Source organism: Aporhodopirellula rubra, from assembly GCF_014192335.1.
GTDB classification, from domain to species: domain Bacteria; phylum Planctomycetota; class Planctomycetia; order Pirellulales; family Pirellulaceae; genus Rhodopirellula; species Rhodopirellula rubra.
The window spans coordinates 78,474-90,706 of record NZ_JACHXU010000017.1 but is presented as its reverse complement, the minus strand read 5'-3'; the positions used below and the strand labels follow the sequence as shown (position 1 = coordinate 90,706).

General features: G+C 54.9%; 15 protein-coding genes. 6 read left to right on the top strand and 9 right to left on the bottom strand.

Going from position 1 to position 12,233, the window contains the following annotated elements; translation table 11 throughout:
- Window positions 1–41: 41 nt before the first annotated feature.
- Together FHS27_RS21135 and FHS27_RS21130 are read right to left on the bottom strand one after the other, a co-directional pair.
- Window positions 42–212: a hypothetical protein gene (locus tag FHS27_RS21135; protein WP_184306824.1), complete on the bottom strand. Its 171-nt coding sequence runs from the start codon at window positions 210–212 to the stop codon at window positions 42–44.
- Between the two features lie 90 nt (window positions 213–302).
- On the bottom strand, window positions 303–1,541 hold the full coding sequence (locus tag FHS27_RS21130; RefSeq protein ID WP_184306823.1) for a DUF1559 domain-containing protein: 1,239 nt from the start codon (window positions 1,539–1,541) through the stop codon (window positions 303–305).
- Between the two features lie 224 nt (window positions 1,542–1,765).
- Between FHS27_RS21130 and FHS27_RS21125 the strand changes: the two genes are divergently transcribed.
- Together FHS27_RS21125 and FHS27_RS21120 are read left to right on the top strand one after the other, a co-directional pair.
- A complete protein-coding gene (locus tag FHS27_RS21125) occupies window positions 1,766–3,715 on the top strand; it encodes a sensor histidine kinase (RefSeq protein ID WP_246420440.1) in 1,950 nt (649 codons plus the stop codon).
- On the top strand, window positions 3,712–4,392 hold the full coding sequence (locus FHS27_RS21120) for a response regulator (protein ID WP_246420436.1): 681 nt from the start codon (window positions 3,712–3,714) through the stop codon (window positions 4,390–4,392). Before FHS27_RS21125 ends, FHS27_RS21120 begins: the two co-directional genes overlap by 4 nt.
- A 57-nt stretch (window positions 4,393–4,449) precedes the next feature.
- Here the strand turns inward: FHS27_RS21120 and FHS27_RS21115 are convergent, their stop codons facing one another.
- Genes FHS27_RS21115 through FHS27_RS21105 form a run of 3 tightly spaced genes read right to left on the bottom strand, consistent with a single transcriptional unit; the run spans window position 4,450 to window position 6,485 of the window.
- Entirely contained in the window at window positions 4,450–4,794 is a 345-nt protein-coding gene (locus FHS27_RS21115) for an SPW repeat domain-containing protein (protein ID WP_184306875.1), read from the bottom strand.
- A complete protein-coding gene (locus FHS27_RS21110) occupies window positions 4,794–5,426 on the bottom strand; it encodes a vitamin K epoxide reductase family protein (RefSeq protein ID WP_184306820.1) in 633 nt (210 codons plus the stop codon). The genes FHS27_RS21115 and FHS27_RS21110 overlap by 1 nt, the downstream gene beginning before the upstream one ends.
- Window positions 5,427–5,429: 3 nt before the next feature.
- On the bottom strand, window positions 5,430–6,485 hold the full coding sequence (locus FHS27_RS21105; protein ID WP_184306819.1) for an NAD-dependent epimerase/dehydratase family protein: 1,056 nt from the start codon (window positions 6,483–6,485) through the stop codon (window positions 5,430–5,432).
- Between the two features lie 291 nt (window positions 6,486–6,776).
- Here FHS27_RS21105 and FHS27_RS21100 point away from each other — a divergent pair, with 291 nt between their 5' ends.
- Window positions 6,777–7,388: a DedA family protein gene (locus tag FHS27_RS21100; RefSeq protein WP_184306818.1), complete on the top strand. Its 612-nt coding sequence runs from the start codon at window positions 6,777–6,779 to the stop codon at window positions 7,386–7,388.
- On the opposite strand, the gene FHS27_RS21095 is transcribed toward FHS27_RS21100, so the two are convergent.
- A complete protein-coding gene (locus FHS27_RS21095) occupies window positions 7,381–7,890 on the bottom strand; it encodes an MgtC/SapB family protein (protein ID WP_184306817.1) in 510 nt (169 codons plus the stop codon). The genes FHS27_RS21100 and FHS27_RS21095 overlap by 8 nt on opposite strands.
- A 302-nt stretch (window positions 7,891–8,192) precedes the next feature.
- On the opposite strand from FHS27_RS21095, the gene FHS27_RS21090 reads away from it, so the two are divergent.
- Window positions 8,193–8,648: a TIGR03067 domain-containing protein gene (locus FHS27_RS21090; protein ID WP_184306816.1), complete on the top strand. Its 456-nt coding sequence runs from the start codon at window positions 8,193–8,195 to the stop codon at window positions 8,646–8,648.
- A 47-nt stretch (window positions 8,649–8,695) separates the two neighbouring features.
- Entirely contained in the window at window positions 8,696–9,187 is a 492-nt protein-coding gene (locus tag FHS27_RS21085) for a DUF1269 domain-containing protein (protein WP_246420432.1), read from the top strand.
- Between the two features lie 3 nt (window positions 9,188–9,190).
- Here FHS27_RS21085 and FHS27_RS21080 read toward each other — a convergent pair whose 3' ends face one another.
- Window positions 9,191–9,688, bottom strand: coding sequence for a response regulator (locus tag FHS27_RS21080; protein WP_184306815.1), 498 nt, complete (start codon window positions 9,686–9,688; stop codon window positions 9,191–9,193).
- A 206-nt stretch (window positions 9,689–9,894) separates the two neighbouring features.
- Here FHS27_RS21080 and FHS27_RS21075 point away from each other — a divergent pair, with 206 nt between their 5' ends.
- Window positions 9,895–10,146 carry a hypothetical protein gene (locus FHS27_RS21075; protein ID WP_184306814.1) on the top strand — a complete coding sequence of 84 codons (252 nt, stop codon included), beginning with the start codon at window positions 9,895–9,897 and terminating at the stop codon, window positions 10,144–10,146.
- Window positions 10,147–10,171: 25 nt separating this feature from the next.
- Here FHS27_RS21075 and FHS27_RS21070 read toward each other — a convergent pair whose 3' ends face one another.
- Together FHS27_RS21070 and FHS27_RS21065 are read right to left on the bottom strand one after the other, a co-directional pair.
- Window positions 10,172–11,155, bottom strand: a complete 984-nt coding sequence (locus tag FHS27_RS21070) for an ABC transporter permease subunit (protein WP_184306873.1) — start codon at window positions 11,153–11,155, stop codon at window positions 10,172–10,174.
- A complete protein-coding gene (locus tag FHS27_RS21065) occupies window positions 11,155–12,201 on the bottom strand; it encodes an ABC transporter ATP-binding protein (protein ID WP_246420430.1) in 1,047 nt (348 codons plus the stop codon). Before FHS27_RS21065 ends, FHS27_RS21070 begins: the two co-directional genes overlap by 1 nt.
- Window positions 12,202–12,233 lie beyond the last annotated feature (32 nt).

Below are 12,233 nucleotides of genomic sequence, written 5' to 3'. Positions count from 1 at the left end.
ACTGCGATCCTTCTACACTCAAAAATCAAAACGGACGTGGTTCATTCGTCCTCGCCGGCTTCCATCTCTGACGTGACTGCATTCAGATAGGCGGCACGTTCCTTGGCCACATAGTCTTCATCTGCTTCCACAACGGTGGGCTCACCACCGCCGCCACAGCCCACCAAAGAAACACAGACGATCAAAAAGAGAGCATTCAAAAAAGACTTCATTCAACTACCTTCGAGTAAGAGATGGCGCCGCCGAATCGAATGACTCGACGGCACCTGCGGATGGTGTCTGCTCACAAAGAGGACACGCTTCTAAAATTCAGAATCAATCGTTTCTTTACTTGCTCGCGTCCCCAGAGCTCCCCACAGTCCATATGGACTCATCGATCCGGGGGCACGCTTGCCGGTTTGGCCGAGCTGCACGGAACCATGGTTCGGGTCGCCGGCCTCAATGGAATCGGTGACGAATCGAACCGCACCGTCGCCCATCAAGACATGGCAACCGCCCTGGTGTCGACTCGACGGTGGACAGACGCCGTCGTACTCATAGTTTGTCGTGACACAGAGCGGCTTATTCGGTCCGTGGATCGTATTGAAAGCACAGAGGACCATTTGAGAGGCAGCCCAGAGCGAGCCGCGCGCGGTATTGGACGAATCACTCAGGCTTGCGTCGAGCCAGAACTGCGGACGCTCGGGATCAATCATCCCCGCGTTGTTCAAACACAGGCCCGGATTCGCTAGCACGTTGCCCGACGTCGGTCGCGTGGTCCCCGCGTCGTTCTGAATAGTACGAGTATCGTTGTCACCCAGGTCGGTTGCGATCTCTCCCATCGCGATGGTATTGGATAGGCCATCAAGAACGTCACGAAATCGAAATTTCTGATACTTCGCGAACATACCACGATGAGCGGCTCGAGCGATTTCGGCGCTTCCACTGTCGATGACGTTAATGTCGCCCGTTGTGCGGTTCCCATATTTGTAATTGTGAGGCGAGTCACCAATACACGCGACGTAATTAGTTCGCCCGAGTGCAGGCAACCCAACGCCCGGATCACTCGGGCAACGCAACGTCGGCACTTCCGTCGACCACGGGTCGTAATCACGATAGAAGTAGTGCGTGCCTGGCCCCATCGCGTGATAGTCTCCGACGGAGTTCCGCGCCGTCGTTGCAAAGACCAGCGTTCCGTTCCCGTCAGTGTCGTACGGATTCGAAATTTGCTCCCACAACGCCTGTTGCTCAATGAACGGCGTCAGCGGAACCAAGGCGGAGGTCTTCATTCCGTTTGCACCGCCGGAAACCTGCCAATAGACCGGAAGATCGTAATTTGCCGTTCCGTCACCTTGTTGGGGCAACTGGCCATAGGCAGCGTGATAGTTGTGCATGCCCAAGCCGATCTGTTTAAAATTATTGCCACAGCTCATCCGGCGTGCCGCTTCGCGGGCGGCCTGCACTGCGGGTAACAACAACCCCACCAAAACACCAATGATCGCAATCACGACGAGCAATTCCACCAACGTGAAACCACCTCGCCTTTGAGAAGAACTTCTCATCATCAACACCTTTCACAAAATTGAAAAAACCGAAGAGTCCCACAATCCGGCTGAGGCGAATCTCCTCGCCCCCACCGGGCTTTTGTGGTTGGCTTTAACTCTATACGTTGATATGGAGGCACTAAATCGTGTAATCGTACGATGCTTAGTGCTTATTTTCGGATCACAATAGAGGGATGGAAGGCACGCTGAGAACCATAATTTCGCTCATTCTCTGCACCGGGATGCTGGCATTCACGGTCACCGAGCAGCCGACTCCGGCTGCAGGCTGGCGACGACTCTCGTTGTCTTTACTCGAGCAGCGTCTCGTCGACGTCAACGAAACACTGCTGGAACTCCCCTCGCTAAGCTTGCGAGGCGGTGCCGGTGCGATCGGATTTCGATCCGCTTCCCACGACGAGCCCGACAACCGTGTCTGGATCGAAGTCCAACTCGAATCGACCGAACTGATCGATCAAATTGTTCTCGTCCCCACGATTTGGCGAGATGCGAAGAACGGGTTCGTTGCTGACGGTTTCCCACGGCAATTCGATATCTTGGTTGGCACCAACGATGACACCTCAGGCACGGTGGTCGCCCGAGTCAAGAAGGAGGACGTGATTCTGCCACGAGTCGCTCCGCTGGTCATCGATCTACCGAATCCCGTCGCCGGATCTTGGATACGCGTCGACGCAAGTGTGTTATCTCCGCGTGTTTGGGACGATCGCTTCGATTTGCAATTGGCCGAGATCATCGTATTCAGTGGCGAAGAAAACGTAGCGTTGCACCAACAGGTGTCCGTTTCCGAAGATGCCTACACGACAGTAAGATCCTTACAGAAACAGTATCTCGTTGACGGTTTTCTGCCCTACCTAATGGACGCCTCCGAGGGGACGCAGAGCATCGCGTATCTGTGCTCAATCGAAAGTGGACACAAATGCGAAATCACGTTTGACTTAAAGAGCTCTTTCGCGATTGATCGAATTCATCTCCATGGGCCCGATACCAGCGACACCGTCCCTCAGTCGCAACCGGCTGAATACGGCATTCCACGGAATGTTAGAGCGTATGGCTCCGATTCGCGAGATTTTGATAACGCCAAATTTCTCTGCGAGTTCGACCTCGCTTCCGTTTACGACCTCGCTCCCATTATGGTCCAGCGTTTCCCGGCGTCGGAGTGTCGGTACGTCCGTGTCGTGGCATCGGACTCAGCCCGAAACGCCATCGAACAGGAAGGCCTCTCGCATATCGGCTTTGCGGAGATTGAACTGTTCGCCAATGGAACGAACGTTGCTAAAAATGCCGATTTGGAGGTGAGTGGCATCAACCGGATGTTGGGTCGCAAATTATCAGCAGTCACTGATGGGAGCAACTTTTACGGCAATATCCTGCCAACTCGCGAGTGGCTGGAGGGACTGGCGAAACGTCATGATCTTGAAACGCTCCGCCCCCAAATCATGAACGAATTGCAACAACGTTACGCACAGCAAACCGCCAACCTGCGACGCATGACTTGGCTCGCCTTGTTCCTGGTCGTCGCGATCGGATTCATCGTGTTGATGACGCGGATGATCCAAATGCGTCAATTGGCTGAGATTAAGGAACGCTTCGCCGCGGATCTGCATGACGAACTCGGTGCCAATCTTCACACGATCGGATTGCTCAGCGATCTTGCCGATGACGCCAAGGAGTCCCCTGACGATCTCTCTACCTTTCTGCAACGCATTCGCAGTGTCACCGAACGCACCGGCGTTGCGATGCGGCACTGCACCGACATGCAAGATGCGAGCGAGTTGTACGCGGGATTTCGCACGGACATGCAGCGCACGGCTGAGAGAATTGCCGTTCATCTCGATCACGACTTGGTCGTTTCCGGCGAGACTCATCTGAATCGCCTAAAACCACGAATCCGGTTCGACCTATTCCTTTTTTACAAAGAATGCCTGGTCAATATTTGCCGGCATTCGGGCGCGACTCAATTAGCCACCCACCTCGTTGCCGACGCCAGCGAAGTCAAACTAAGCATCAGCGACAACGGACGGGGCCTCTCGGGGTCTAGCGTCAATGCGGTTCCGCCTTCACTCCATCGACGCGCCAAATTGCTTGGTGCCGACATCAAAGTGGACTGCCCGCCGACGGGCGGAACCTGCGTCCAACTCACACTCCGGCCCAACCGATGGAGATTCCGCCGATGAATATCCCTACCGCTCGTTCGCACGCGATCCGCGTCATGATCATCGAAGATCATCCGGACTACCGCGAAGTCGTTGAGATTGCACTAAAGCGAGAAAATGACTTTGAATTGATCGGCACTTATGGGGCCGTCGAGGTCGCACAACGAAGTTTGCAGAACCGAGACGATCGAAACATGCCTGACGTGATTCTATTGGACTTAAACCTGCCAGGCATTAACGGACTGGAAGCCATTCCGTCTTTTGAAAAGCAGTATCCCAACGCGAAGATCATTGCATTGACTCAGTCCGAGCAGGAGGCCGACGTGATTCGCGCGATTTCTCTCGGCGCCTCAGGCTACCTCGTAAAATCGGCAACGGTGTCTGACATCAAGACAGCAATCCGTGGCGTGATGAAGGGTGAAGCAACACTGGATTCGCGAGTCGCAAAGTATGTGCTCGGCGCTCTCCGGGGATCGCAAGCGACCGAAACGATCGACGGGCACCTGACCCCGCGCGAGTTGGAAGTACTGGAATTGTTGGCCGATGGACTAACGAAGAAAGAAATCGCTCGCACGCTACGTCTCAGCACCAGCACGGTGAGCACTCATGTTGTCCACGTCTTTGAAAAGCTGAAGGTCCCCAACGCTCCCGCTGCGATCGCCAAGGCGTTTCGAAGTGGACTATTCCGTGCTCGATGAACGATGGACTCGTTCGATACGATAGAGGAGCGTTGATCGGCATGGTGGTAGCGCGTCTTACTTTGGCGGAGGCACCTGCCACACACGTGGAGGCATCGACGCGTCATTGGGAATGATTGCGATCATCATTAAAAAGAGCCCGATGACGATATGATTCTGATGTGCGGGAGGTGCTGGCGTGTTCGCAAAACGGCCCCACAGCACGAGTCCCACCGCAACGAGCAACGTGAGAAGATGGGCGTGCCGTGTCGGTCGCCAATAAGAAAGCCCCGCTAGTGCGGCAATGGACAGAGCGATTGAAAAATCGCCCCACAGGATCGTCACGTCCGACTGCACGCCAAAGATAAACGGACTCGCACCGAGCCAAACAGCGGTCATGATTTCGACGACTCTCCCCCACATCATGACACCTCACGCGACAAGAGTTGTTCGCCGGCACGGTCTAATTCTTCGCACCGGATTCCCCAGAAGGCATCCCACATCAATCGAACACTGCGATGCTGCGTCCACACGATTTTTAGGTATGCGAGCGACACACGAACTTCGTCCCACGCCCAATAAACCAGGACCAACGAAATCGCTGCGGTGACGAGACACAGGAAACACCAATCGCCCACAATGAATGCTTGGCAAAGCACTAAGACGACACTGACAATTCCCAACGGAATCACGTCGACCCCGAAAAGGATCACCAACCAAGGACGATACTGCCATCGCCGTGTCGAGCCTGCAAACCCAAGAATGGCGTCGCCGAGGTAGGCGAGCACGCCGAGCGCGGCATCGTGAATCCCCAAGAGACCGTACATCGATTTTGCCGTGTCAGACTTAAGAACTCGGTTGCTGCCTCCGGCGAACACAGGATCCCACGCGTTCTCGATGAAGCCCCATTGATAGAGCGACAAATGCGAGGAGATCAACGCGGCCACAAACGCCAATAGACAAATCGGTACCCGTTGACTCCACGCCGACGGGTTATGGTGGTACGGCGGAACGGCGCGATCGAGTTCCTGAGCAGCGATGCGGTTGCGTGACATCGATCAAGACACTCCGTTAAGACGATACCAACCTTCCGGATCACTCTTTAACGATTCGATAATCTTAGGGAGCGTTGTCGCCAATGCGTGAGTCGGATGCCAATCGAGCAATCGCTTGGCTCGCGAGATGTCGAGTGCGTAGTGATCGTCAGCCATATCAACCATGAACGACTTGATAAACGCATCACCGCCTTGAACGCAGTCCACAACGGCCGCCCCCACTTTCGCGAGCGATTTTGGAACATACATCGTCGACCACTTTGAACCGTGCAACTGCTTGCCGATCATGTTCTGCAGCGTCTCGTACGAGACGGGATCTGGTTCTCCGATCAGGATTGCAGTTTTGGGATCGATCGACGCACGTCGTTCAACTGTGCGTACAATCGCGTCGGCAACATCGTCGAGGTGCACCGCCGACTGCCCCGCCTCGGTATCGCCGGGAAAGAAATGTCCCTGGAAATCGTTTTCGTAGATCCGTTTGATTTGATGCACGAGCGTGGGTTGTCTACCGAAATCGGTATACACGCCCGCGATTCGCAAGAAGACGGAATTGACACCCGGATGCCCATCACGGATCAGACGTTCGGTTTCCACCTTGCTGGCTGGATACGGCCATTTTGCTTTGATCGGGCTGTCCTCGCAGATACGCTCCCCAACATCACATGGAGCATGCACCAACATAGTACTCGTGAATACAAACTGCTCGTATTCGAAACCTTCGAGTTCATTGAGCAGGCGATCGGTGCCATTGATCGTGACCTTTTCATAGAGGTCGCTATCGTCACCAGAGAAGTCGTAGTAGGCGGCCATGTGAACGACACTCGCGAGTTTACCACCGGTAAGCGAGCGGACTTTCTGCATCGCGGCTCGCACGGACACGGAATCTGAAAGATCACATTCAACGTCGAGTACGTTCCGATGTGATTTCGGAGGTTCCGGTAACCCCACACGGTCGAATCCGATAACTTCATAACCGGCATCAGCGAGGCGGAGGCAAACGGGATTACCGAGCAACCCTGCACTGCCGGTGACAATCACTGCGGGACGTTGGGTAGGCATGAACTTCTCTGCACCGATAGAAGATATGATTCAGCAGACGGGGAACGTATCGATCCCCGACAAACGCAACTCCGGCGGAAACGCAACTCGCATGCCAACGACGTGACGTCGCGATTACCGATCGCAAGGCGCTTTCGCCCTCGGATTAAGCGGAACGTTCTTTGCGGGCATCTTCTTCGAGAGCATTCCGGACCGCTTTGGCGATGCGTGACGTGCGCGGCGGAAGTGAACCTCGTTGGCGTGCTCACGTTTTCGGAATGTCAGTTCCACAACAATGACTAGGCAAGATCGATGACTGAGTGGATCAAAGGCTTCCTCGAACAGTTCGGCTCCGTTGGAGTTGGAGTTTTGATGTTGGTCGAAAACATTTTCCCACCGATTCCCTCAGAGGTGGTGATGCCATGGGCGGGCTATGCCGTCAGCCAGGGTGAGACCTCTTTCGTTGCCGTTGTTTTGGCGGGCAGCATCGGATCGTTCATCGGGGCGATGGCTTGGTATTACGTGGCACGATGGATCGGAAAACCGAGACTGCAGCGATGGATTGAAGGCCACGGTGCTTGGTTAACAATCACTCCTCGTGATCTCGACCGAGTCGACGAATCGTTTGAGTCCTGGGGAGCGACTGCTGTACTCATTTGCCGAATGATCCCAGGCGTCCGCACACTGATCAGCGTGCCGGCAGGTTTTGCTGACATGCCCGTTGGACGATTCTCCCTGTTCACAGCAATCGGCACGGTGCTCTGGACGGCATTGCTAGCTGGACTCGGTTGGTGGCTCGGCGATCAATACAGCAATCTCGCTAAACCACTGGGTTGGGTTAGCACCGGCGTGATCGTGCTCATGTTCGGTTGGTGGATCTGGCGACTGATCGCTCAACGTTTAACGTCGCAGCAGGCTACCTAATCTCCCAGTTGTCCTCATCAGATTTTTCACGACTTCTGCGGCGACGCCGTGCCTTGGCAACTTGGTCTTCAACCCAACCGAGCACGAACAGCACGAAGATAGCGGCGACCGTGACCATGATAGCGAGCGACACACGCTGCACGGCAGTCGCAACGCCAATACCGGCGGTGAGATAAATCGTCGCTGCAGTCGTTAGACCTTCAACGCCGCGGTGCTCCTCATGCACAATCGTCCCGGCACCGAGAAAGCTGATACCAACGACGATGGCTTGAAGAATCCGAATCGGATCCGCTTTCAATAAGCTGTCCTGCTGCTGGTTTTCGAACTGCCCTAAAATCTCTTGGCCGAGAATCATCATCAACGCGGAGCCTGCACTGACGAAAATGTGCGTACGAATCCCTGCAGGCTTTCCCGCGAACTCGCGTTCGAAACCAATCGCGGCTCCACAAGCGCCGGCGATTGCAATGATTTGAAGATTGGCGAGGTCTGCTAGATCCAACATTTGCGATGTGTTTTGTTAGGCGTTCGATTCGGATTGATCACGACTAAATTCCGTTGACCACGTGCACACTGTCCGCGTGCAAACTCGATACCTTTTTCATGCGTCGTGTGGTCGAGCGAAACGCATTGGTCGCTCGGCCCGATAAATACGAAACATGGATATCGGCGGCTTGATTACGAGCGTTCTCCTGAACTGCCAGCGAATCCAAATCGGCACAAGGTTTGCGATCTTCAGCGATTGAAAGGTGGCGCCGCGTCGTAGCGTTTCCCTAGGCACTTTGCTCTATCAATGAGGACGACTCAATGAACCGACCGCTTCTACTCGCACTTACCGTGACTACTTTTCTATTGCCACACTTGATCGTGAACGGCGACGAAAGCGTGAACCCGATCACACGGAATCTTCAAGGTGTATGGAACATTACCGACGGAGTTAACCGAGGCGAAGACGTGCCAGAAAAGGAACTCGATGGCACGAAGATGAAAATCGACAACGACGTGATGGTGACCTACGACGCCGATGAGAATGAAAAGTACCGAGCCAAGTTCACCCTCGATGCAACCACCAAACCGTTCCATATCGACATGACAACCGAGACCGAAGGAATGCCGCCCATGAAAGCGTTGGGCATCCTCAGGTTCACCGACGAGGACAAAATGCAATTGTGCTATTCGCTGCCGGGCGTCCCACGCCCAACAGAATTCCAATCAACCAAAGGCAGCAAGACGATGCTGTTTACATCTAAGAAAGAAAATTAGTTGTCACGCGTTTTACGAATCAACCTCCTTCATACTGAGATCAACCGATGTCTAAAGACTGCCTAATCGCTGAATTTGCTGGAAAGAAAGCACTCCACACCGCTCTGGAGGTCCTCGAAAAGGCGGGGTACGGCCCCGAGGAAGTGTCGGTGATTTCGACACCCGACGAGATCGAGCGGCATGTGCCGCGGGACCGCACCCAGGATATGGAAGATTCGCCACCGGCTGAAAAGACGACGGGCGCCGCAACACTCGCGGGAGGCGCGGTTGGTGCCGTCCTCGGGGCAGGCACAATGATCGGACCTTTGCTGGTGGCGGGGCCAATCGTTGGGATGGCGGTTGGTGCGGCCAGCGGAGGACTGTTCGCGGCAGTCAAATCGCTTCAGATTAGCGAGGACGTTGCGTTACGTTACGAAGAGCACGTCATCGCCGGCGGCACGCTTGTGATGGTGATCGGAGAGTCAATCAAATTGAATGACGCCGAACGCGGACTGAAAACATGCAACCCGGAAACTCTTAAACGATTTGAAATCTCATAGATGTCATCTCGTATCGCTCGCTCGTGCCCGATCAACGAGATAGCGCAGCGAGGGCGAGATGCCGCTCGCCTCTTGGTCCGATTGAAAACTGGTGTACACCGGTTCGACGGGTAGATCGCCGAGCACGCAACCGACGACTTCGTACAAGACACTTTTACTCAGCGGCTTCAACACTAACGTCGTGCCACCGAAGTCCTGCACGACGCTGGCGACCTGTTCATCCAGCAGGCTGGTGATCACGATCGCCGGCAAGTCCTGCACTCGTGAGTTCGAATCCGAACGCATGTTGCGCAGCAGTTCCAAGCCGCTCATCCCTGGCATCTCGATATCCGTGATCACCAGATCACACTCGTCCTGCTGAATACTTTCCCAGGCAGATTCTCCATCGGACTCGCAAGAAGTAATCAAACCAAATTCCTGTAGCCATCGGCCGAGGACTTCACGAGAACTACGAACGTCGTCAGCAATCACGCATCGACGTCCTTCAAGAACTGATTGCATACAGAGATCTATCTTGGCTTTGGATTGGGGAAATGGGTGCCGAAGACGTGCATCTATCGTACCGACAGCGGCTTGAGATTTTACCCGCCATTGGCATGTTTTCTAGGGAACCCAACGCGACTTTGGGATCAAATCCCATCAACGGATTTCCAAAATTTCGCGACTCGACCGGACACTTTTTCCGTTACCGCTTGGATGCAGAACAAATGGCCGATTCCGAACCAATGCGGCGCCAAACCGATCACAGAAAAAAGCAAAACGTTACTGAGAAAATCAGCAGCCCGATCACATGGAACTCGAACCCGTCACGCGTTTCTGACGTCGCGAACGATAACGTCATTGATTCGCAACGAGCACTCGACGATCAAGTTAACATCCGTCAACGTCGTTACAACGAACGCGAGATTTTTCCCGAAATTAGCTCGGGAACGGACGACGACTTGGGTGAGCGTGACTAGAACATTCGCCCGTTCACGTGGATCGCTATAGAGGTGCGGGCAGATCACGTTGCTGGAACCGAACGATTGCAATGATGTACAGCACGACGCCGAAGAACAGAAGCAATCCTGGGTAGTAGAGCGGCGGATACATCCCCTCGGTAATCGGTGTCGACAAACTCCAAGGCGACCAAAGGTCTCCGTCACGAACCAGCCCCGTCATCTTTTGAGGTCGGTAACAATTGAAGAACGACAGAGATTGCAACCAAGCCAACGACTCGGCCGCTTTACCCAGCCCAAACATCACGAGCTGGATCACGTAAACAGTCATCACGGCCCCGATCGTTCGCCACCGGTAGCGATCGAAACTGCTGAAACACGTACTGATTCCGAGTAGGAAGAAACCGAACGCGAACAGATGGAACACCGATGCGGTGTACGTCTCGGTATCGACACGCTCGCGCATTGGAAATGAGATTTCGACAGGCTCGTCGTTGGTCAGCGGGAGCTCGAATCCCAGGAAAGGAACTCGCATCGAAGGGGGCGGAACGGTTTCCGTCAACGTCGTCGTTTCGATGCCGACCGTCATCCCCGCCCACAACAACAGACACAACAGCAGCAACCCCACGCTGCTCACTAAAGCGTGCGACAACAGGAACCGCGCCCGACTGATCGGTTGGCTTAGCAACATCTCCATCGTGCCACGTCCCAACTCGCCACTGACGACGTCACTGCCTCGAGCGACACACCAAATCACCGTGCATAAGATCACCATCGGTTCGTCGAACGTCATCCCCACGCGTCCGGTGTAGGTGAACAATGCATCGAAGGAGACAGGTGCGAATTTCTCGTAATCGCGGAACTGCTCGATGATCGTTTGAAACTGCCCCATGTCGAGCAACTTCACCACCCAGACGCGAACCCATCCGAACGCGAATAACGCGATCGCCAGAAAGACAAACAAGAGCGATGATTGACCGATGTTCTTTCGAACCATCATCCGATCGATGCCGATTTCCCGCCAATGAATCATGATGAGACTCCTGGAGTTGCGGGCATTGATCCGGGTGCGTGAGCCCAATCAGGATCCTGATCACCACGGCCCAGGTGCACCGACTCGTAAACGGAATGCAAACCGAGCGGTTCGATGCGCACATGTTCCAAATTCAATGACGCGATCCAGCCGAGCGTCGGTGCGAGATCGCCTGCGGTGTCGATGCAGACGTTCCGGCCATGCGGCCCGGAAGGACCAACTTGATAACGTTCGATGCGAGAACTTAACTCCTCGGGGACTTCGTTTCGCAGGTCATCGGTATCGTTGGTGGGAGCCCCCGTGTCGGGCAACCAAGCGGTCAAACGGTGACGTTGGAAGAGATCTTCCATCACCAATTTCCGAGCCAGTTCGCCTTTGCGTAGGAACGCGACCCGGTCACACGTTTGTTCGATCTCTGACAGCACGTGCGATGAAAACATCACCGTGCGACCGGCCTCACGTTCGGCCAAGACCAACTTCAAGACTTCTCCGCGGACAGTCGGATCGAGATTGGCGGTCGGCTCATCGAGAATCAACAACGGGGTTCGCGGCCCAAAGACCACCGCGAGCGCGAGCTTTTGACGCATCCCGGTCGACATGAACGCGACCCGGCGTGAGAGATCCAATTCCAATCGCTCGGCAACTTCCAACGCACGCGACAGATTCCCTTGCGGATGCATTTGCGAGAAGAACTCGAGCACGCCCCGGCCACGCATGTGTCGCGGCAACCGGGCGTCGCCGGGCAAGTACGCCACTCGCGCGCGGACGGCAACCGAATCCTCTTCCGGATCAAACCCCGCGACGCGGCACGATCCCGACGTCACATGGAGATAGCCGAGCAGCAAACGAATCAGCGTTGTCTTTCCCGCTCCATTGGGACCGAGCAAGCCGAAAATCTCTCCTTCGCTTACGTCAAGCGTGCATTGCTTGAGCGCCTCAAAATCTCCGTAGCATTTGGTCAACTGACTCGTCGCGACGATGCTCGCCGGCAAAGGGAGATCAGCGGAGGACGCCACTGTTCGCGATTGAGATGAAAGAGGCATGAAAACGAGAGAGGAGAGGAACAAACGAAAAC